13 protein-coding genes and 1 pseudogene are annotated in these 20,698 nt (G+C 71.7%); 5 read left to right on the top strand and 9 right to left on the bottom strand.

The window, feature by feature from the left end; translation table 11 throughout:
* Positions 1 to 19: 19 nt before the first annotated feature.
* Positions 20 to 946, bottom strand: a complete 927-nt coding sequence (locus ACQEVM_RS07935; protein ID WP_053677681.1) for a proline dehydrogenase family protein — start codon at positions 944 to 946, stop codon at positions 20 to 22.
* A gap of 198 nt (positions 947 to 1,144) precedes the next feature.
* Here ACQEVM_RS07935 and ACQEVM_RS07930 point away from each other — a divergent pair, with 198 nt between their 5' ends.
* Positions 1,145 to 2,482 (top strand): PucR family transcriptional regulator, encoded by a 1,338-nt coding sequence (locus ACQEVM_RS07930; protein WP_433076385.1) that lies wholly within the window; start codon positions 1,145 to 1,147, stop codon positions 2,480 to 2,482.
* A gap of 55 nt (positions 2,483 to 2,537) precedes the next feature.
* Here ACQEVM_RS07930 and ACQEVM_RS07925 read toward each other — a convergent pair whose 3' ends face one another.
* Positions 2,538 to 3,224, bottom strand: a complete 687-nt coding sequence (locus tag ACQEVM_RS07925; RefSeq protein ID WP_433076383.1) for a TetR/AcrR family transcriptional regulator — start codon at positions 3,222 to 3,224, stop codon at positions 2,538 to 2,540.
* 89 nt (positions 3,225 to 3,313) lie between these two features.
* On the opposite strand from ACQEVM_RS07925, the gene ACQEVM_RS07920 reads away from it, so the two are divergent.
* On the top strand, positions 3,314 to 4,873 hold the full coding sequence (locus ACQEVM_RS07920; RefSeq protein WP_433076381.1) for an MFS transporter: 1,560 nt from the start codon (positions 3,314 to 3,316) through the stop codon (positions 4,871 to 4,873).
* A gap of 71 nt (positions 4,874 to 4,944) precedes the next feature.
* On the opposite strand, the gene serA is transcribed toward ACQEVM_RS07920, so the two are convergent.
* From serA to ACQEVM_RS07890, 6 genes are all read right to left on the bottom strand, one after another.
* Positions 4,945 to 6,534, bottom strand: a complete 1,590-nt coding sequence (gene serA, locus ACQEVM_RS07915) for a phosphoglycerate dehydrogenase (protein WP_053677675.1) — start codon at positions 6,532 to 6,534, stop codon at positions 4,945 to 4,947.
* 291 nt (positions 6,535 to 6,825) lie between these two features.
* Positions 6,826 to 7,827: a ketol-acid reductoisomerase gene (ilvC, locus tag ACQEVM_RS07910; RefSeq protein ID WP_053677673.1), complete on the bottom strand. Its 1,002-nt coding sequence runs from the start codon at positions 7,825 to 7,827 to the stop codon at positions 6,826 to 6,828.
* A 149-nt stretch (positions 7,828 to 7,976) separates the two neighbouring features.
* Positions 7,977 to 8,501 carry an acetolactate synthase small subunit gene (gene ilvN / locus ACQEVM_RS07905; protein ID WP_053677671.1) on the bottom strand — a complete coding sequence of 175 codons (525 nt, stop codon included), beginning with the start codon at positions 8,499 to 8,501 and terminating at the stop codon, positions 7,977 to 7,979.
* Positions 8,502 to 8,533: 32 nt separating this feature from the next.
* A complete protein-coding gene (locus ACQEVM_RS07900) occupies positions 8,534 to 10,420 on the bottom strand; it encodes an acetolactate synthase large subunit (RefSeq protein ID WP_433076378.1) in 1,887 nt (628 codons plus the stop codon).
* A gap of 228 nt (positions 10,421 to 10,648) precedes the next feature.
* Positions 10,649 to 13,528 (bottom strand): putative bifunctional diguanylate cyclase/phosphodiesterase, encoded by a 2,880-nt coding sequence (locus tag ACQEVM_RS07895; RefSeq protein WP_433076376.1) that lies wholly within the window; start codon positions 13,526 to 13,528, stop codon positions 10,649 to 10,651.
* A gap of 272 nt (positions 13,529 to 13,800) precedes the next feature.
* The gene (locus tag ACQEVM_RS07890; protein ID WP_433076374.1) at positions 13,801 to 14,748 is read right to left on the bottom strand and encodes a 2-hydroxyacid dehydrogenase; all 948 of its coding nucleotides are present in this window, start codon (positions 14,746 to 14,748) and stop codon (positions 13,801 to 13,803) included.
* A gap of 73 nt (positions 14,749 to 14,821) precedes the next feature.
* Between ACQEVM_RS07890 and ACQEVM_RS07885 the strand changes: the two genes are divergently transcribed.
* The 3 genes and pseudogenes from ACQEVM_RS07885 to ACQEVM_RS07875 all read left to right on the top strand — a co-directional run.
* Positions 14,822 to 15,829, top strand: a complete 1,008-nt coding sequence (locus tag ACQEVM_RS07885) for an aldo/keto reductase (RefSeq protein WP_433076372.1) — start codon at positions 14,822 to 14,824, stop codon at positions 15,827 to 15,829.
* Positions 15,830 to 16,180: 351 nt separating this feature from the next.
* Positions 16,181 to 17,338 carry a PQQ-dependent sugar dehydrogenase gene (locus ACQEVM_RS07880; protein ID WP_433079879.1) on the top strand — a complete coding sequence of 386 codons (1,158 nt, stop codon included), beginning with the start codon at positions 16,181 to 16,183 and terminating at the stop codon, positions 17,336 to 17,338.
* A gap of 51 nt (positions 17,339 to 17,389) precedes the next feature.
* Positions 17,390 to 17,467 (top strand): annotated as a pseudogene (locus tag ACQEVM_RS07875) (DUF6191 domain-containing protein); the annotation flags it as partial.
* 55 nt (positions 17,468 to 17,522) lie between these two features.
* On the opposite strand, the gene ACQEVM_RS07870 reads toward ACQEVM_RS07875, so the two are convergent.
* Positions 17,523 to 20,678, bottom strand: a complete 3,156-nt coding sequence (locus tag ACQEVM_RS07870) for a helix-turn-helix transcriptional regulator (protein WP_433079877.1) — start codon at positions 20,676 to 20,678, stop codon at positions 17,523 to 17,525.
* Positions 20,679 to 20,698: the final 20 nt, after the last annotated feature.

Genomic DNA, 20,698 nt, shown 5'->3' with positions numbered 1-20,698 from the left:
TCTGAACCTGGTTCTGGACCTAGTTCTTGGTGATCATCGAGCGGAGGAAGAAGAGGAGGTTGGCCGGCTTCTCCGCCAGGCGGCGCATGAAGTAGCCGTACCAGTCGGTCCCGTACGCGGTGTAGACGCGCATCCGGTGTCCCTCGGCGGCCAGCCGCAGGTGCTCGTCGCTGCGGATCCCGTACAGCATCTGGAACTCGTACTCGTCGGGCTTGCGGCCGGCCTTGCGGGCCAGTTCCTGGGCGATGGCGATCAGGCGCGGGTCGTGGGACCCGATCATCGGGTACCCCTCGCCCTCCATCAGGATGCGCATGATGCGGACGTACGCCTTGTCGATCTCGGCCTTGTCCTGGTAGGCGACCTCGGCGGGCTCCTTGTAGGCGCCCTTCACGATCCGGACGCGGCTGCCGGCCTCGGCGAGCCGGTGGGCGTCGGCCTCGGTGCGGAAGAGGTAGGCCTGGATCACGCAGCCGGTCTGCGGGAAGTCCCGGCGCAGCTCCTCGTGGATGGCGAACATCGAGTCGAGGGTGGTGTGGTCCTCGGCGTCCAGGGTGACGGTGGTGCCGATGGCCGCGGCGGCCTCGACGACCGGGCGCACGTTGGCGAGGGCCAGCTCGTGGCCGCCTTCGAGGGCCTGGCCGAACATCGAGAGCTTGACCGACATCTCGACGGTCTCTCCCAGACCCAGCTCGGCCAGCCGCTCGATCAGTTCGAGGTAGGCGTCGCGCGCGGCGTGGGACTGCTCCACGGCGGTGATGTCCTCGCCGACCACGTCGAGGGTGACTTCGAGACCCTTGCGCGTGAGGTCCTCGACGATCGGGATGACCTGGCCGACCGTCTCACCGGGGATGAACCGGTTCACCACGGGCTTGGTCACCGGGGCGGCGGAGACGATTCGGCGCAGCTTGTCGCTGCGGGAAGCGGCGAGGATCGCGGGACCCAGCACGGGGCACCTCCAACGGGTGGCAGAAGCAGATTCACGATCGCGCGCCGGCATGGCGTGGACGTAAGAGAAACGCATGTAAAACCACCGTGAAACCTAAGGATCTCCACGATCCTCTGCCATCGACAGCTGTCACGCATCCGTTGTCGACATCTCATACATCTGTCTGAAGAACCGTTCCGCAGGTGGGAGAATGGCCGGGTGAAGGGCGATTACCAGGACCTGGTGGACGAGATCTCGGCGCTGCTCGGCGCCCCGGCGACCCTGGAGAACCGGGACTTCCGCCTCATCGCCTTCGGCGCGCACGACGGCGACGACGACACGGCCATGGACCCGGTCCGCACCCGCTCGATCCTGACCAGGCAGTCCACGGCCGCCGTCCGGTCCTGGTTCGAGGGCTTCGGCATCGCCCGCGCCACCGGTCCGGTGCGCATCCCGGCCGCCCCCGAGGCCGGGGTCGTCCGGGGCCGGCTCTGCCTGCCCGTGCGCTACCGGGGGATCGTCCAGGGGTACGTGTGGCTCCTCGACCCGGAGTCCGGTCCCGACGCGGGGCCCGGTCCGGCGGCGCTCACCGCCGCCATGGAGGTCGCCGAGCGCATGGGGGTGCTGCTCGCCGAGGAGGCCAAGGCCGGGGCGGACCTGTCGCGGGAGTTCCGCGCGGCGCTCACGGCCGACGGCGGCTGGCAGCGGGACATGGCGCTGACCGCCCTGCGTTCCGCCCTGGGACCGGACGGCGACGGGCTCCACGCGGTGGTGTGCGTGGCCCCGTGGGCCGGGGAGGTCCCGGGTTCGATGCCGGGCACGGCCGCGGTGTGCGTGGTGCCGTGGAGCCGGCCGGGCCGGGCGAGCGGTACGGACCCAGGCGGGTCGGGGCGGGCCACGTCGGGGCGGGGCGCTTCGGGCCGGGCCGCCGATCTCCAGGGTGGCCGCCCCGACGCCCGACCGGGTGACCGTTCCGCCGCCGGCGCCGGCGCCGGCGGATCGGACGGGACCGACGGGGACCCGGGTCCCGGTCGGACGGCTCTGGCGGTCCTGGTCAGGCTCCGCTCGGCGGACTCCGTCGCGCCGGCGGAGGCGCTGGCCTCCCGGCTGCTCCCCCGCCCCACGACGCCGCCGGGGCTCCCCGCCGCGACCGTCGGCATCGCCGAGCCCCGGCGCGGGCTGACCACGCTCGGCGACGCGTGGGCCGAGGCCGTGGCGGCGGCCAGGGCGGCGGCGGCGCAGCCCCGGCTCGGGCAGGTGGCACGGTGGTCGGCCATCGGACCGTACCGACTGTTGGCCTCGTTGACGGCGGGTCGGGCACAAGATCCCTCCACCCGGGTCCTGTTGGACGCGGCGCACCGTGAACTGGCCCGTACCGCCGAGGTGTTCCTGGACTGCGCCGGACAGGCGGGCCGGGCGGCGGCCGTCCTGGGGATCCACCGCCAGACGCTGTACTACCGGTTGGGCCGGGTGGAGCAACTGACGGGCCTCGATCTGGACGAGGGCGAGGACCGGCTGTTGCTGCACATGTCCCTCAAGGCCGCCCGCCTCGACTGACCCGCGCGCCCCTCGCCGGCCGTACGGCGGGCACGGCGCGGGCGCGCGGCGCGGCTCAGGCGGCGGGTCCCGCGTCGGGCTCTTCGACCGGCACGTCCCGCGCCGGCGCGTCGACCGGCATCGCCCCGTCGACCGGGGTCCCGGCCGCCTTCCCCGGCGTTCCCGCCCCCGCCCCCTTGCCCATGAGTTCCGCCGCCCGGCGCATCCCCTCGGTCAACTCGGCCGGGGTGCCGGCGCTCTCGGCGTCGAAGAGCCACTGGATCATGAATCCGTTGAGCAGCGCCTGGTAGAAGGTGCCCAGCGTGCGCAGATCCTCCTCCCCCAGCCGGTCCTCCGGTACGCCCGTGAACATGGAGACCAGCCCCCGGCGCCCCTCGTCCTGCGAGGCAGCGAGCAGCCGACGCAGCTCCGGAAGCCCGTCCCGGGTCAGTGCGACCTCCAGGCTCGCGGCCCAGATGGGACCCGACTCCTCGTGGCCGGCGTGCACGCCCTCCCACACCGAGCGGAAGCGTTCGAGCGAGCCGGCCTCCCCCGCGAGGCCGCCGGTGAACGCGTCGCCCCAGTCGGAGACCAGCTCGATGAACGCCTGGGTGAGCAGGGCGTCCTTCGAGCCGTAGTGGTAGCCGATGGAGGCCAGGTTGGCACCGGAGGCCTTGACGACGTCACGCGCGGTGGTGCGCACGAACCCCTTCTCGACCAGGCATTCCTTGGCGCCCCGGAGCAGATCTTCGCGATGTCCCATGCCGACACGGTAGCAAGACAACTGTCCTATACGGAAATTCCATACACTCGTACTAGACAGATGTTTATGACGCTTGTACATTCCTGCTCATGACGAACCCCGCCGCCTCGGCACCCCTCGCCGGCCGCCGCGAATGGACCGCCTTCACCGTCCTGCTGCTGCCGCTGCTCCTGGTCTCGATGGACGTCTCCGTCCTCTACTTCGCCATCCCCGCCATCACCCGGGAGCTGGACCCGAGCGCCACCCAGCAGCTCTGGATCTTCGACAGCTACGCCTTCGCCCTCTCCGGGCTGCTGATCACGATGGGTTCGCTCGGAGACCGCATCGGCCGTCGCAAACTGCTGTTGATCGGCGCGAGCGCCTTCGGCCTCGCCTCCGTCGGAGCCGGGTACGCGACCAGCGCCGAGATGCTGATCGCCTGCCGGATACTGCTCGGCATCGGCGGTGCGACGCTGATGCCGTCCACCCTGGCCCTCGTGCGGAACCTCTTCCAGGACGCCCGGCAGCGCGCCCAGGCCATCGCCATCTGGTCCGGCGCCATGACCGGCGGCATCGCCCTCGGCTCCGTGATGAGCGGTGTGATGCTGAACCACTTCTACTGGGGTTCGGTCTTCCTGATCAACGTTCCCGCCATGCTGCTCCTGCTGGTCCTGGTCCCGGTACTGGTCCCGGAGTTCAAGGACCCCGCCCCGGGCCGCTTCGACCTGCTGAGCGTCCCGCTGTCGATGGCCGCCGTGCTGCCCCTGGTGTACGGCCTCAAGGAGATCGCCGCAGAGGGCCTCGCGCCGCTCCACGCCGCCTGCGTCGCCGTCGGCCTGACCTTCGGATACGTGTTCGTGCGCCGCCAGCGGGGCCGCGACGACGCCATGGTCGGCCGGGCACTCTTCCGCAACCGCGGCTTCGGCGCGGGCATCGGCCTCCAGACCGTCTCCGCCTTCGCCATGATGGGTTCGGCCTACTTCACCACCCAGTACCTCCAATCGGTGCTCGGCCTGGGCACCTTGGAGGCCGCGCTGTGGAGCCTGGCCCCGTCGGTCGCCATCGGCGCCGCCGCTCCCATGGCCGCGGTCCTCGCCCGCACGGTGGACCGGTCCCTCGTCATCGCGGGCGGCTTCGTCCTCGGCGCCGCCGGGTTCGCCCTCATCGGCCGGGTCGGCTCGGACTCCCTGTGGCTGCTCCTCGTCGGCGCCGGGGTGCTGGCCGGCGGGATCGTCGTCGTGATGTCCCTGGTCTCCGACATCGCCCTCGGCGCGGCCCCCGCGGAGAAGGCAGGCTCGGCCGCCTCGCTGCTGGAGACGGGCGCCGAGTTCGGCGGCGCCCTGGGCATGGCCGTCCTGGGCAGCCTCGGCACCGCGGTCTACCGCTCCGACCTGGTGGGCGCCGAGCCCGCCGTCCGGGAGACCCTGGGCGGCGCGGTCGCCACCGCCGGTTCCCTCGGCGGCGACGCCGGGCAGCGGGTACTGGACCTGGCCCGGGAGGCGTTCGTGCACGGCATGCAGGACGCGGCCTGGGGCGGCACCGCCCTGCTGCTCGCGGCGGCGGCCGTCACACCGGTCCTGCTGCGCGGCATCGGCACCACCGCCCCCGCCGGGGCGGTACCGGAGCCGGAGTCGTCCGGGGCCGCCGTCACCACCCCCGTCGCACGCTGAACCACCCGTACGACGCGAAACGCGAAAGGGCCCGGGGTCTCCCCCGGGCCCTTCCCGTGCGTGCCGAAGGGTCAGCCGAGGCTGACCGTGCGCGCCGAGACGGCGCCGATCTCGGCGGCGATGTCCGCGAGGACGTTCACCGGGACCTCGGCGTCGACGGTGAGGACGCCGAGCGCCTCGCCACCCTCCTCGGCGCGGGCGACCTGCATGCCCGCGATGTTCAGACCGGCCTCGCCCAGGATGCGGCCGACGGTGCCGACGACGCCCGGACGGTCGGCGTAGCGCAGGACGACCATCTGCTCGGCGAGTGCCAGGTCCAGGTCGTACTCGCCGATGCCGACGATCTTCTGAAGGTGCTTCGGACCCGCGAGCGTGCCGGAGACCGAGACCTCCTGACCGTCCGAGAGGGTGCCGCGGACGGTGACCACGTTGCGGTGGTCCGGGGACTCCGAGCTGGTGGTCAGGCGGACCTCGACACCGCGTTCCTGCGCGAACAGCGGGGCGTTGACGTAGGAGACCGTCTCGTCGACGACGTCCTCGAAGACACCCTTGAGCGCGGAGAGTTCCAGCACCTTGACGTCGTGCTGGGTGATCTCGCCGCAGACCTCGACATCGAGACGGACCGCGACCTCGCCCGCGAGGGCGGTGAAGATGCGGCCGAGCTTCTCGGCGAGCGGCAGACCCGGTCGCACGTCCTCGGCGATGACGCCGCCCTGGACGTTGACCGCGTCCGGCACCAGTTCACCGGCGAGCGCGAGGCGCACCGACTTGGCGACCGAGACACCGGCCTTCTCCTGGGCCTCGTCCGTGGACGCGCCCAGGTGCGGGGTGCAGACGACCTGGTCGAGCTCGAAGAGCGGGGAGTCCGTGCAGGGCTCCTTCGCGTACACGTCGAGGCCGGCGCCGGCGACGCGGCCCTCCTTGATGGCCGTGTACAGCGCGGCCTCGTCCACGATCCCGCCGCGCGCGGCGTTGACGATGCGGACGGACGGCTTCACCTTGTGCAGCGCCTCGTCCCCGATGAGACCGAGGGTCTCGGGGGTCTTCGGCAGGTGCACGGTGATGAAGTCCGCGACCTCCAGCAGCTCGTCCAGCGTCAGCATCTTGACGCCCATCTGGGCGGCGCGCGCGGGCTGGACGTAGGGGTCGTACGCGACGACCTTCATGCCGAAGGCCGACATGCGCTGGGCCACCAGGACGCCGATGCGGCCGAGGCCCACGACACCGAGGGTCTTCTCGCTGAGTTCGACACCCGTGTACTTGTTCCGCTTCCACTCGCCGTTCTTCAGGGCGGTGTTGGCCTGCGGGATGTTGCGGGCCGTGGCGACGAGCAGGCCACAGGCCAGCTCGGCGGCGGTGACGATGTTGGAGGTCGGCGCGTTGACGACCATCACGCCGGCCTTGGTGGCGGCGGAGACGTCGACGTTGTCGAGGCCGACACCCGCGCGGGCGACCACCCTGAGCTTCTTGGCGGCGGCGATGGCCTCGGCGTCCACCTTGGTGGCGGAGCGGACCAGGATCGCGTCGACGTCGACGATCGCGGGCAGCAGCTCCGCGCGGTCGGCTCCGTTGACGTGCCGGATCTCGAAGTCCGGACCGAGCGCGTCCACCGTGGCGGGCGACAGCTCTTCGGCGATGAGTACGACAGGTTTCGAGCTCACGTGGGTCATCCTCACAAGTCCAGTGCGGACGGCCGTCCCGACGGCCGCAGGCGGTGGAGGGGGTAGCCGCGTGGAAGACGCACGACACTGTGGGCCTGACGCGTTGTGTTGAGCAGTGTAGTGGCGTATCCGCGGCGGATTTCCGCCCGTACGGAAGGATCACCCTTCCGTGATTGGCCGGGGTGGCCAATCCGCGCGGTCGAAGGCCACTGATCCGGCGGGCCGGACGGCCTCCAGCGGCGCGTGCGCGGCGGGGCCGGGACTTGTCGTCCCGGCCCCGCCGCGGCGAGATCAGCTCTCGTCGTTGTCGACCCAGCTCATCAGCTTGCGCAGCTTCTTGCCGGTGGTCTCCAGCAGGTGGGCCTCGTCGGCCTTCTTGTACTCGTTGTACTTCGGCAGACCGGCCTTGTACTCGGCCATCCAGGTGTTGGCGAACTCGCCGCTCTGGATCTCCGCGAGAACCTTCTTCATCTCGGCCTTGGTGGCGTCCGTGATGATGCGCGGGCCGGTGATGTAGTCGCCCCACTCGGCGGTCTCGGAGACCGACCAGCGCATCTTCTCCAGGCCACCCTCGTACATGAGGTCCACGATGAGCTTCAGCTCGTGCAGGCACTCGAAGTACGCGATCTCCGGCTGGTAACCGGCCTCGGTCAGGGTCTCGAAACCGGCCTTGACCAGAGCGGAGGCACCACCGCAGAGGACGGCCTGCTCACCGAACAGGTCGGTCTCGGTCTCCTCGGTGAAGGTGGTCTTGATGACGCCGGCGCGGGTGCCGCCGATGCCGGCCGCGTAGGAGAGCGCGAGGGCGAAGGCGTTGCCGCTGTGGTCCTGCTCGACGGCGGCGATGCAGGGCACGCCGCGGCCTTCCTCGTACTGGCGGCGGACCAGGTGACCCGGGCCCTTCGGGGCGACCAGGGCGACGTCCACGTTGGCCGGGGGCTTGATGAAGCCGTAGCGGACGTTGAAGCCGTGACCGAAGAAGAGCGCGTCGCCGTCCTGGAGGTGGTCCTTGATGGACTCCTCGTAGATCTCGGCCTGGAGCGGGTCCGGGGTCAGGATCATGATGACGTTGGCCCACTCGGCGGCCTCGGACACCGAGACGACCTTCAGGCCCTGCTCCTCGGCCTTGGCCTTGGACTTGGAGCCCTCCTTCAGGCCGACGACGACGTCGACGCCGGAGTCACGGAGCGACAGCGCGTGGGCGTGGCCCTGGCTGCCGTAGCCGATGACCGCGACCTTGCGGCCCGCGATGATGGACAGGTCGGCGTCGTTCTCGTAGAACAGCTCGGCCACTGGGATATCTCCTTGGTGCGCGTGTGTTGCTCCCACCGTACGGCGGGGAACGGAATGTGAGTTTCTCGGTCTCGCCATGCGGGCGGCCCGCCGACGCGCGGCGGGCTGCCCACGGGGGCGAACGGTCGAACGACCGGTGGAGCGGTCGCTCAGGCGCTGCGGTCGAGCGCGCGCAGGCTGCGGTCCGTGATGGACCGTCCGCCACGCCCTATGGCGATCGTGCCGGACTGCACGAGTTCCTTGATGCCGAAGGGCTCCAGCATCTTCAGCATCGCGCCGAGCTTGTCGGTGCCGCCGGTGGCCTCGATGGTGACGGCCTCCGGGGAGACGTCGACCGTCTTGGCGCGGAACAGCTGGACGATCTCGACGATCTGCGAGCGGGTCTCGTTGTCGGCGCGGACCTTCACCAGAACGAGTTCGCGCTCGATGGCGTTGTGCTGCTCCAGCTCGACGATCTTGAGCACGTTGACCAGCTTGTTGAGCTGCTTGGTCACCTGCTCCAGCGGGAGGTCCTCGACGTTCACGACGATGGTGATGCGCGAGATGTCGGGGTGCTCGGTGACACCGACCGCGAGGGAGTCGATGTTGAAGCCGCGGCGGGAGAACAGCGCGGCGATCCGGGCGAGGATGCCGGGCGTGTTCTCGACCAGGACGGAGAGCGTGTGCTTGGACATGTGAGTCGTTCTCTCTCTCAGGCTCTCTCGGCTCAGTCGTCTTCGTTGTCGCCGAAGTCGGGACGGACGCCCCGGGCTGCCAGGACCTCGTCGTTGGAGGTGCCGGCGGCGACCATCGGCCACACCATGGCGTCCTCGTGGACGATGAAGTCGACGACCACCGGGCGGTCGTTGATCGCGTTGGCCTCGGCGATGACCCGGTCCAGGTCGGCGGGGTCCTCGCAGCGCAGTGCGACGCAGCCCATGGCCTCGGACAGTTTCACGAAGTCCGGGACGCGGGTGCCCTTGCGGGGGGCGATGGACTCGCCGAGCTGGGAGCCCACGGTGGCGTGGCCGGTCTCGTCGGCGTGCAGGACCGTGTTGGAGTACCGCTGGTTGTAGAACAGGGTCTGCCACTGGCGGACCATGCCCAGCGCACCGTTGTTGATGATCGCGACCTTGATCGGGATGTTGTTCAGCGCGCAGGTGACCAGCTCCTGATTGGTCATCTGGAAGCAGCCGTCGCCGTCGATCGCCCAGACCGTGCGGTCCGGCATGCCCACCTTGGCGCCCATCGCGGCCGGGACCGCGTAGCCCATGGTTCCGGCGCCGCCGGAGTTCAGCCAGGTGCGTGGCTCCTCGTAGTCGACGAAGTGCGAGGCCCACATCTGGTGCTGGCCGACGCCGGCGGCGTAGATGGTGTGCTCCGGGGCGAGCGCGCCGATCCGCTGGATGACCTGCTGCGGCGAGAGGCTGCCGTCCGCGGGCAGGTCGTAGCCGAGCGGGTACGTCTCGCGCCAGCGGCTGAGGTCCTTCCACCAGGCGGTGTAGTCGCCCGTGTTGCCCTCGGTGTGCTCGGCCTGGACCGCCTGGATCAGGTCGGCGATGACCTCGCGGGCGTCGCCCACGATCGGGACGTCGACCTCGCGGTTCTTGCCGATCTCGGCGGGGTCGATGTCCGCGTGGATGACCTTGGCGAAGGGGGCGAAGCTGTCCAGCTTGCCGGTGACGCGGTCGTCGAATCGGGTGCCGAGCGCGATCAGCAGGTCCGACTTCTGCAGCGAGGTGACGCCGGTGACCGAACCGTGCATGCCGGGCATGCCGACGTGCAGCGGGTGGCTGTCGGGGAAGGAGCCGAGCGCCATCAGGGTGGTACAGACGGGGACGCCGGTCAGTTCCGCGAGGACCTTCAGCTCGGCGGTGGCGCCGGACTTCATGACACCGCCGCCGACGTACAGGACCGGCCGCTTGGCCGCGCAGATGAGCTTGGCGGCCTCCCGGATCTGCTTGGCGTGCGGCTTGGTGACGGGTCGATAGCCCGGCAGGTCGTGGGTCGGCGGCCACGAGAAGGTGGTCTTCGACTGGAGGGCGTCCTTCGCGATGTCCACCAGGACCGGGCCCGGGCGGCCGGTGGAGGCGATGTGGAACGCCTCCGCGATCGTCCGCGGGATGTCCTCGGCCCGCGTGACCAGGAAGTTGTGCTTCGTGATCGGCATGGTGATGCCGACGATGTCCGCCTCCTGGAAGGCGTCGGTGCCGATCGCCTTGGAGGAGACCTGGCCGGTGATCGCGACGAGCGGCACGGAGTCCATGTGCGCGTCGGCGATCGGGGTGACCAGGTTGGTGGCGCCCGGCCCCGAGGTGGCCATGCAGACACCGACCTTCCCGGTGGCCTGTGCGTAGCCGGTCGCGGCGTGGCCCGCACCCTGCTCGTGACGGACCAGGATGTGACGGACCCTCTTGCTGTCCATCATCGGGTCGTAGGCGGGAAGGATGGCGCCACCCGGAATCCCGAACACGGTGTCGCACCCCACCTCTTCGAGAGAGCGGATGAGGGACTGCGCACCCGTGACGTGCTCAACTGCGGCGGACTGGTGTCCACCCGTACGGGGCCGCGGCTGCGGATGGTGGGCCCCGGTGGCCTGCTCGGTCATCGGCATTCTCTTCTCGAAGCTGAGGGTTTTACGAGGAGCGGGGATCCTTCGGAGCAAGCTCCGAAGGCGTGTGCCAGTGCAACAAAAAACCCCTCGTGCCGGGAGGCAAGCGAGGGGAGCGCGTCGGGTGTGTGGAGCGGGGACATGCAGGTCCCAGCTTCAGCCGACGCGCTTTCCAAGTACGAGAATTCGGGTGCGCATGGCACTGACCCTCCCTCCGGCGGGAGGTGGATGTCAAGCGGGTGGGACGGGCGTCTCATCATGTGAGCCTCTACGGATGACCATCAAGCCACTGGACGAGCCTCCGGCCAAGGCCGGCTGGGCCAAACCGCCCGGTACTGGGAACGTACCGCGCACGAGGGCGCGTCGCAGCCTGTATTCGTCGAGTGGCCCGGAGAAGGCCATTCCTTGACCATGGGTGCACCCCATCGCCCGCAGGGCCGACACCTGCTCGGGCAGGTCCACACCGTCGGCCACCGACTGCATCCCCAGGTCGTTTGCGATCCGCAACAATCCTGCGGTGATCTTGTACAGGCGGGCCGATTCCGCCAGGCCCTCCACCAGACCCCGGTCCAGTTTCAGCATGTCCACGGGCAGGCGCCGGAGGGCGCTGATGGCCGCGTAACCGCTGCCGAAGCCGTCGAGGGCGATCAGGACGCCCAGCCTCCGCAAGGCCGCCAGGCGCCGCTCCAGCTCGTCGAAGGGCACCCTGGGGTCGCTGTCCGCCAACTCGATCACCAGCGCACCGGACGGCAGCCCGTGCCGGGTCAGCAGGGCGTCCAGGGAGGCGAGCGGCACGGAGCGGTCCAGCAGCCGCTGGGCTGTCATCCGGACCGCCACCGGCGCGTGATGACCGGCCCGGTGCCGCTCGGCGGCCTGCTCCACGGCCTCCTCCAGCAACCAGCGCCCCAGCTCGGCGGTGCGCGAGGCATCCGGAGCCACGCCATGGGCGGCGCCCTCGCTGTACCCGGCCACCCGCAGGAACTCGGCCGGCGTGAACAGGATCCCCTGGGCCGACCGCCAACGGGCCTGCGCGGCGACGGCCGTGACCTCCCCGGTGGCCAGCGAGACCACGGGCTGGTGCAGCAGGGTGAACTCGCCCTCGTGGAGCGCGGTGCGCAGCCGCCCCGCGAACTCGGCCTTGCGTACGACCTCGGCCTGCATCTGCGGCGCGTACAGCTCGACGCGGTTCTTGCCGCCCGCCTTGGCCCGGTACATCGCGAGATCCGCGTTGCGCATCAGGTCCGAAGGGGTGATGCCGGGGTCCGCGAAGGCCACGCCGATGCTCGCGGCGACCCTGACCTCGGCGCCCCCGATCCGGTACGGCTGGGAGAGTGTGGTGCGCAGTCGGTCGGCGATCTCGCGCACCTGGTACTCGCGGGCGCTCCGGTCGCGGCTGCCGTCGCCCGTGATCAGCGCGGCGAACTCGTCGCCGCCGAGCCGGGCCGCGGTGTCCCCGGCGCGGACGGAGTCCTGGAGTCTGCGGGCGGCCTCGACGAGCAGCTCGTCGCCGGCCTGGTGGCCGATGGTGTCGTTGACGGCCTTGAAGCCGTCGAGGTCGATGAAGAGCACGGCGGTGCCCTGGTCCCCGGCCCGGCGGCCGGTCAGCGCCTGGCGGACCCTGCGGGTGAACAGGGCCCGGTTGGGGAGGTCGGTGAGGGGGTCGTGCTCGGCGCTGTGCTGGAGCTGGGCCTGGAGCCGGACGCGTTCGGTGACGTCGCGGCTGTTGAGGATGAGCCCGCCCTGGTGCCGGTTGACGGTGGACTCGACATTGAGCCAATCACCGTCGCCCGACTCGAACCGGCACTCGATGCGGGTGGTGGGTTCCTCCGAGGGGGGCGCCGCCAGGAAACGGCGCACCTCGTGGACCACGCGGCCGAGGTCGTCGGGGTGGATCAGGGTGGCGAGCTCGGTGCCGACCAGTTCCTCCGCCTCGCGGCCGTAGACCCCGGCGGCGGCGGGACTCACGTAGCGCAGGGTGCCGGTGGGTGCGGCGATCATGATGACGTCGCTGGAACCCTGGACCAGGGAGCGGAAGTGGTTCTCCTTCTGGGCCAGTTCCTGGGTCAGTGCGATGTTGTCGACGAGCATGATGCCCTGCCGGATGACGAGGGCCAGGACGACCGTGCAGCCGGTGAAGACGACCATCCGGTCGACCTTCCGGCCGTCCACGACGTTGTACAGGATGCCGAGGGTGCAGACGGCGGCCGCGAGGTAGGGGGTCAGCGCGGGCAGCGAGCCGGAGATGGGACGGCTGTGCGGGCGCTCCGCCCGCGGGGGCCGCACCGCCTGCTGGGCGGACTCGGCCCTGCGGGCGCCCCAGGGGGCGTACGCGAGCAGCAGCGAGCCCGCGAACCAGCCGGCGTCGAGGATCTCCCCGGAGCGGTAGGTGGTGTTCAGCAACGGGGAGGTGAAGAGCGCGTCGCTCAGGACGGTCAGGGCGAGGGCCGCGATGGCCGTGTTGACGGCGGAGCGGTTGTTCGCCGAGCGGCGGAAGTGCAGGACCAGCACCATCGAGACGAGCGCGATGTCGAGCAGCGGGTACGCGAGGGACAGCGCGGCCCGGGGGACGCTGCCGGGGGCGCCCGACTGCACGGTGCGCGCGGCGTTGGCGAGGGCCAGGCTCCACGACAGCGTCAGCAGCGATCCGCCGATGAGCCAGGAGTCGAGGCCGAGGCAGACCCAGCCGGCCCGGGTGACGGGGCGCTTGGCGAGGACCAGGAGGCCCACGATGGCGGGTGGCGCGAAGCAGAGGAAGGCGAAGTCGGCGAGAGAGGGCTCCGGGACCTCCTGGCCGAGAATGACCTCGTACCAGCCCCAGACGGCGTTCCCGAGGGCCCCCATCAGGGAGGAGAACGCGAACATCAGCCAGGCGGGACGTTCGCGCCGGTCGATGGTGCGCGCGTAGTGGAAGCAGGAGACGGCGGCGAGCAGTCCCGCCGTGCTGAGCCCGAAGTCGCCCATGATCTTGGCGAGTTCGGTCGATCCCCAGCCGAGGGCGGCTCCGACGGCGTAACCACCGCTGACCACCGCGAGGAGGAGCTGCGCCGCCATTCCCTTGCCGGTGCCCGCGGTCGGGGGCCGGGTCAGGAGCGCCGCCCCCGGGGGGCTCACCGGTCCCCCTCGCCTGCCAGCTTCGGCGCACCCCATCGTCGCCTCCGGCGGCTCTGCCGCGTCGGATCCTTCGTCCATTGGCCGTGCATCGCCCGTCGCCCCCAAAGTGTCCGATCACTCCCCGGCGCCGGACGTTCCCGGCGCAGCCCCTTGTTCCGGACGATACACCACTTTCGTCACTCAGCGACATAGCTCCTCTACTCTCCGTCACCGCCTGAGGGGTTGTCGACACCGCGCGCACTCGGGTGAATACGGAACGTGCTCACATCGGGTCACCCCGTGGTCAACACCGTGTTCTCCAGGGGCTCGCCGGCGGCGAACCGGGAGAGCTGCCGGGCCAGGAGTCGCTTGGCCCGCGGCTCGAACGCCGAGCTGCTGCCGCCCACATGGGGCGTGATCAGGACGTTCGGGGCGTGCCACAGCGGATGGCCCGCGGGCAGCGGTTCCGGCTCGGTCACGTCGAGCGCCGCCCGCAACCGTCCGGATTCCAGTTCCGCCACCAGGGCCGCCGTGTCGACGACCGGACCGCGCGCCACGTTCACGAGCAGGGCGCCGTCCTTCATCCGGCCGAGGAAACGGGCGTCGACCAGGCCTCGGGTGGCGTCCGTCAGCGGGGTCGAGAGGATCACCACGTCGGCGTCCGGGAGGAGTCGGGGAAGGTCGGCCAGGGCGTGCACCGGCCCGTGCGCGGTGGTGCGCGCGGAGCGCGCGACCCGTGTGACGCGCGCGCACTCGAAGGGGATCAGCCGGTCCTCGATGGCGGCGCCGACCGACCCGTGGCCGACGATCAGGACCGACTTGTCGGCGAGGGCCGGGTAGAAGCCGCCGCGCCACTCCTCGCGGTCCTGGCCGCGGACCATGCCGGGGATGCCGCGGAGCGAGGCGAGGATCAGGGTGAGGGTCAGTTCGGCGGTGCTGGCCTCGTGCACGCCGCGGGCGTTGCACAGGCGCACGCCGGGCCGCAGTCCGTCGAGGCCGCCGAGTACGTGGTCGATGCCCGCGGTGAGGGTCTGGACGACCTGGAGGTCGGGCATCGCCGGCAGCGGTCGCAGGGTGACGGCCGGGGACTTCATGTACGGGGTGACGTAGAAGGCGCAGTCCCCCGGGTCCGCGGGGAACGCGTCCTCGCCGTCCCACCGTCGGTACCGGAAGCAGTCGGGAAGGCCTTCGATCTCGTCGGCGACGAAGGGGAGCCAGACGTCCGGGGTCGTTGCAGTCATGATCACGAGGCTATGCCAAGGGATCCGGATCAAGCCGTTAGTTTGATGGCCGGACCGGGAGGGGGACGCACAGGTGGAGCGCAGGTCGATCGGGTCGGGGCCGCTGTGGGTGGGCGCCATCGGCCTCGGCTGCATGCCGATGAGCTGGGCGTACGCGCCCTCGCACCGCCGGGGCGAGGAGTCGATGCGGACCCTGCACACGGCGCTCGACCTCGGTGCGAACCTGCTGGACACGGCCGATGTGTACGGGCCGTTCACCAACGAGCTGGTCCTGGGGCGGGTGCTGCGGGAGCGGCGGTCCGAGGCCTTCGTGTCGGCCAAGGTGGGCCTGCGGGCCGGTGAGCAGCACGTGGTGGCGGACGGTCGGCCCGGATACGTGCGGCGGGCCTGCGACGCCTCGCTGCGGCGGCTGCGGACCGACTTCATAGACCTGTACCAGCTGCACCGGGTGGACCCGGACGTGCCGGTGGAGGAGACCTGGGGCGCCATGGCGGAGCTGGTGGCCGCGGGGAAGGTGCGGGCGCTCGGTTTCTGCGCGCTGGGCGCGGGCGCCGGGCCGGGCGCGGGGCGGGGCGGCGACCGGGCGTACCGGTCGACGGTGAGGCTGCTGGAGCGGGCGCAGCAGGTGTTCCCGGTGAGCGCGGTGCAGGCCGAACTGTCGGTGTGGTCGCCGGAGGCGGCGTGGCAGTTGCTGCCGTGGTGTGCGGCGCGCGGGGTGGGGGTGTTGGCGGCGATGCCGTTGGGCAGCGGGTTCCTGACCGGGACGCTGCGGCCGGGCGCCGGCTTCGAGTCGGCGGACGTGCGGGCCCGGCACCCGAGGTTCACGGCGGACGCGATGGCCTCGAACCAGGTGCTGGTGGCGGGCCTGCGGCGGGTGGCCCGGCGGCACGGGCCGGAGGTCACCGCGGCGCAGGTGGCGCTGGCGTGGGTGCTGGCGCAGGGACCGCACGTGGTGCCCGTCCCGGGGGCCGATCGTGCGCATTGGGCGGCGGAGAACGCCCGGGCGGCCGAGGTCCGGCTCACGGCCGGGGACCTGGCCGAGATGGCGGAGCTTCCGGCGGCGGTGGGAGCCTGGGACTGACCCCGGCCGGGGGTCGTGCCCCGCGCGATCGACGACCACCGGCACATCCACTCGATCGAGTGTACGAGTGGTGGAACTTCGGGCGGTGCCGCCGATGTTGAGTCGGTGGGAAGGCACGATCGGAGCACCGGAAGGGACAGCGCGATGCGATACGAACCGCGGGACGGACAGGGCGACGGACGGGGCGACGGACGGGGCGACGGGCGCCCGGGGGTGCGGGCGGCGGTCGGTTCTCCGCACCGCGACGCCCGGCGGGACGGGCGGGGCGACGGGCGGGGCGACGGGCGGTGGGAAGGGCGCCCCGCGCCCTTGGCCGCGTATGACGTCTCGCGCGGTCGGCCCCGGTCGGTCCTGACGGCGCTGGCCCTGGCCGGGTGTGGGGCCCTGCTGGCGGCGGGCTGCTCGCCGCCGGGCGGGGAGGCGGCCCGGCCGGGCGGTTCCCCACCGGGTACGGCGTCACCGGGGGGCGGGTCACCGGGTTCCTCCGGCTCTCCCTCCCCGAGCGGTGCGCCCGCCAAGGGCGCCGTGACGGTGAAGGGCGAGGTCGCCAAGGGGCTGGAGTCCCCGTGGGGTGTGGCGGCGCTGCCGGGCGGGGACCTGCTGGTCGCCTCGCGGGACAAGGGCACCATCAGTCGCGTGCGGGCGGACACGGGCGCGGTCACGCCGATCGGCGAGGTGCCCGGGGTGGCCCCGGGCGGCGAGGGCGGGTTGCTGGGCCTCGCGCTCTCCCCGACCTTCGCCTCGGACCGGCTCGTGTACGTCTACTTCACGACCGAGTCCGACAACAGGATCGCCCGCCTGCGCTATGACGAGCAGAGGCCGGCCGGGCAGCGGTTGGGGGCACCCGACACGGTGTTCCGGGGCATTCCGAAGGGCCTCGTCCACAACGGGGGTCGGATCGCGTTCGGCCCGGACAAGATGCTGTACGTCGGCACCGGGGAGACCGGCGAGACCGGGCTCGCGCAGGACAAGAAGTCCCTCGGCGGCAAGATCCTGCGGATGACCCCGGACGGGGAGCCGGTGCACGGCAATCCGGAGGCGGACTCGGTCGTCTACTCGTACGGCCACCGCAATGTGCAGGGCCTCGCCTGGGACAAGGACAAGCGGCTCTGGGCCGCCGAGTTCGGCCAGAACACGTGGGACGAGCTGAATCTGATCGAGCCCGGTGTGAACTACGGCTGGCCGGAGGCCGAGGGGAAGGCGGGCAGACCCGGCTTCCGCGACCCGGTGGCCGTGTGGAAGACCGACGAGGCGTCGCCGAGCGGCATCGCCTGGGCCCAGGGCTCGATCTGGATGGCGGGGCTGAAGGGCGAGCGGCTGTGGCGGATCCCGCTCGCCGGCGCGACCCCGGTGGCCGAGCCGGAGGCATTCCTCCAGGGCCGGTACGGCCGGCTGCGGACCGTGGTGCCTCTGGGCGGGGACGCGTTGCTGCTGGTCACGAGCGAGACGGACGGGCGTGGGTCGCCGGAGGCCGGCGACGACAGGATCCTGACACTGACGGTGCGATGACCGACGAGGCCCCGGCCGGGGACGAAAGGCGTGGTGGACGGCGTGTTCAACATGTTCGAGGAACTCTTCGCCCCGGGACGCAAGCACACGAACGAGGAGAAGAAGCGACTGGAGCTGTCCCGGACCGACGTCAATGACGGCGATCCGGGAAGGGGCCCGATAGATCTCGAATCCGGCAAGGTGCTCATACGCCCTGCCGAGCGGCCTCCGGCCTGGACCCGGCGCCACGTACCGGGACGGCTCGGGGCGCCTGGGCACCCGGACCCGGCCGGCCGCCCCGGTGGTCCTGACCACCCCCGCGGTCCGGGCGGTCCTGAAGATCGGGGCCGAACAGTCTGAGCCGGTGGGCCAGGGCGGCGGCCTCGCCGCGGCCTGCCACGCCCAGCTTGGCCAGGATGTTCGAGACGTGCACGCTGGCCGTCTTCGGGGAGATGAAGAGTTCCTCCGCGATCCGACGGTTGGTGCTGCCCGTCGCGACCAGCCGCAGGACGTCCCGCTCGCGACTGGTCAGCCCCAGGGCCTCGGCCGGGTCCACTTCCGGTGTCGGCGGAGCCCCGTGCGGGTCCGGGGCGTCGAGCGGGACCCGGGCGCGTTGCGCCAGCAGCGCCAGGTCCTCACACAGCCGCCGGGATCCGAGCCGCTCGGCGGTGGCGTGGGCCTCACGGAGCAGTTCGGCGGCCGTCTCCCGGTCGCCGCCGGCCACGAGCAGCGCCTCGCCGAGTCGGTACCCGGCCCGGGCGAGCAGGTAGGGGCGGGCGAGGGGTCGGATCACGTCGACGACGGCGGTCCAGTCCGCGGTGCTGTCCCGGCCTTCGGCTCGGAGCAGCTCGCTCCGGACGTACTCGGCGTGCGCGGCCCACACCGGCACCGGGGTCGCCAGGGTGCGGGCGGCGGCGCGCAGCGCCTTCAGGGCGGCCTCCCTGCCGGGGTCGGCGATCGGGAGTCCCCGGGCGTCGGCCTCCGCGGTGGCCGCCGCCAGCAACAGCGGCCAGGCGTAGCGGTGTTGTCCGAGGGCGAATCCGTGGGCGATGGCCTCGGTGACGTGGTGGCGGGCCTCGACGATCCGGCCCTCGCCGGCGGCCACGCCGATCTCCAGCCGGTAGAGCGGCAGTCGGTGTTGGGGCTGGGCGTCGTGGGTGCCGAAGTACGCGTGCGCCGTGGCGAGTTGGGTGGCGGCCTCGGAGAGTTCGCCGCGGGCCAGGGCGAGGTAGGAGAGGCGTGCGGCGGCGGAGGCGCGCGGCGCGGCGCTCTGGCCGACGCGGAGGGTCTGCCGCGCCTCCTCGGCGGCTTCCTCCCAGCGGCCGAGGCTGTAGAGGCTCTCCGCCATGTTGCCCCGAACCCAGGCCTCGGAGTCCAACAACCTCGACTTCCCGACCAGTTCAGTGCCCCGCTTGGCCACTTCCACGGCTTCCGCGGAACGGCCCAGCGATTCCAGTTGAGAGGTGAGATTGATATGAGCACGACCGGCCAATGCGGTCAGCCCGAGTTCCGTGGCGCGGTCCTTGATCGCGTGGAGTTCGGCGAGGCCCGTCTCGCTGTCGCCGGAGTCGATGCACAGGGAGGCGACCGTGATCCGCGCGTTGAGTTCGACGTCCTCCGCGCCGACCATCCGCGCGTACTCCACGGCGCGTTCGGCGGCGGCGAGGTTGTCGGGGCCGGGCTTGTGGAGCATGCCCCAGCCCGCGGCCCGGACCAGTACCTCGGCGTGCACCTGGGACGGGGGCAGCCCCCGGACGAGTTCCTGCGCCCTGGCTATCTCCGCCCAGCCGTCGCCGCGGGCGAGGCTCGCGACCAACCGGGAGCGCTCGGTCCAGAACCAGGCGGCCCTGAGCGGGTCCTCGTCCTCCTCCAGCATGCGCAGCGCGGTCTTGGTCAGCTTGAGGGCGCGCTCGCGTTCGCCTCCGTAGCGGGCCGCGACCGTGGCCTCGGCCAGCAGGTCGAGCCGCCGGAGCCCGGTGTTCTCCGGATCGCATCCACAGGGCGGGTACACGTCGGTGTAGTCCGCCGGGCGGAGTCCTTCGCGCGCCCCCTCCGGGACGCTGTCCCAGAGGTCGATGGCCCGTTCGAGGAGGCTCAGCTGCTCGGAGTAGGCGTGTCGGCGGCGGGCGGTCACGGAGGCGGCGAGGACGGCGGGCAGCGCCTTGACCGCGTCGTTGGCGTAGTACCAGTAGCTGGCCAGCCTGATGACCCGTTCGCCGGCGCGGACCAGCGTCTCGTCGGCTTCCATGGCCTCGGCGAAACGCCGGTTGACGCGGGCGCGCTCGCCGGGGAGCAGGTCGTCGCTGACGGCCTCGCGGACCAGGGAGTGACGGAAGCGGTAGCCGTCCCCGTCGGAGGTGGGGAGGAGGATGTTGGCGCCGACGGCGGCCCGCAGGGCCTCGATCAGCTCGTCCTCGCCGAGCCCCGTGACGGCGCGCAGCAGCGGGTACTCGACGGTGGAACCGCCCTCGGCGACGATCCGGACCACGCGCTGTGCGGACTCCGGCAGGACCTCGACCCGGACGAGCAGCAGATCGCGCAGGGATTCGGTGAGTCCCGTACGGCAGCCGTTGGCCCGCGAGGCGACGAGTTCCTCGACGAAGAAGGCATTGCCGTCGGAGCGGTCGAACACCGAGTCCACGAAGGCCTCGTCGGGTCGCGAGGCGAGGATGCCGGCGAGCTGTCGGCGCACCTCGGCCCGGTTGAAGCGGGGCAGCTCGATGCGTTGGACGGTGCGGAGCCGGTCGAGTTCGGCGAGGAGCGGGCGCAGCGGGTGGCGGCGGTGGATGTCGTCGGCGCGATAGGTGGCGACGACGACGAGACGGCCGTTGCCGAGGGTGCGGAAGAGGTAGGCGAGGAGGTGCCGGGTGGAGGTGTCGGCCCAGTGCAGGTCTTCCAGGACGAGCACGATGGTGCGGTCGGCGGCGAGCCGTTCGAGCATGCGGGCCGTCAGCTCGAAGAGGCGCGCGGTGCTCTCCTCGTCGTGCGGGCCCCTGGGGGTGTCGCCGAGTTCGGGGAGGATGCGGGCGAGTTCGTCCTCCTGACCGGCGGTCGCGGCGGCCAGTTCCTCGGGGAGCCGGCGGCTCAGGCTGCGCAGCGCCGTCGAGAAGGGGGCGAAGGGAAGCCCCTCCGCCCCGATCTCCACACAGCCTCCGACGGCCACCACCGCGCCGCGGCGGGCCGCCTCGCCCAGGAACTCCTCCGTGAGGCGGGTCTTGCCGACGCCGGCCTCGCCCCCGATGACCAGGGCTTGCGGCTCCTGGTCCCCGGCGCGTGTCAGTGCATCGACGAGTATGGCCAGTTCGTCGGCTCGGCCGACGAACACCGGGCTCACGGATCTGGTCTCCACGTCGCCGAGCATCGCACAGGGCGGCCGTTCGG

This window comes from Streptomyces sp. CA-243310 (assembly GCF_050936775.1).
In the GTDB taxonomy this organism is placed as follows: domain Bacteria; phylum Actinomycetota; class Actinomycetes; order Streptomycetales; family Streptomycetaceae; genus Streptomyces.
The sequence above is the reverse complement of the archived record's forward strand: the minus strand, read 5'-3'. Positions and strand labels throughout refer to the sequence as shown.

Excerpts from the sequence above, each read along its gene's own strand:
- ACQEVM_RS07925 (WP_433076383.1), bottom strand. The coding sequence starts at position 3,224 with ATGGGACATCGCGAAGATCTGCTCCGGGGCGCCAAGGAATGCCTGGTC.
- ACQEVM_RS07920 (WP_433076381.1), top strand. The coding sequence starts at position 3,314 with ATGACGAACCCCGCCGCCTCGGCACCCCTCGCCGGCCGCCGCGAATGG.
- ilvN (WP_053677671.1), bottom strand. The coding sequence starts at position 8,501 with ATGTCCAAGCACACGCTCTCCGTCCTGGTCGAGAACACGCCCGGCATC.
- ACQEVM_RS07870 (WP_433079877.1), bottom strand. The coding sequence starts at position 20,678 with ATGCTCGGCGACGTGGAGACCAGATCCGTGAGCCCGGTGTTCGTCGGC.
- ACQEVM_RS07890 (WP_433076374.1), bottom strand. The coding sequence starts at position 14,748 with ATGACTGCAACGACCCCGGACGTCTGGCTCCCCTTCGTCGCCGACGAG.
- ACQEVM_RS07900 (WP_433076378.1), bottom strand. The coding sequence starts at position 10,420 with ATGCCGATGACCGAGCAGGCCACCGGGGCCCACCATCCGCAGCCGCGG.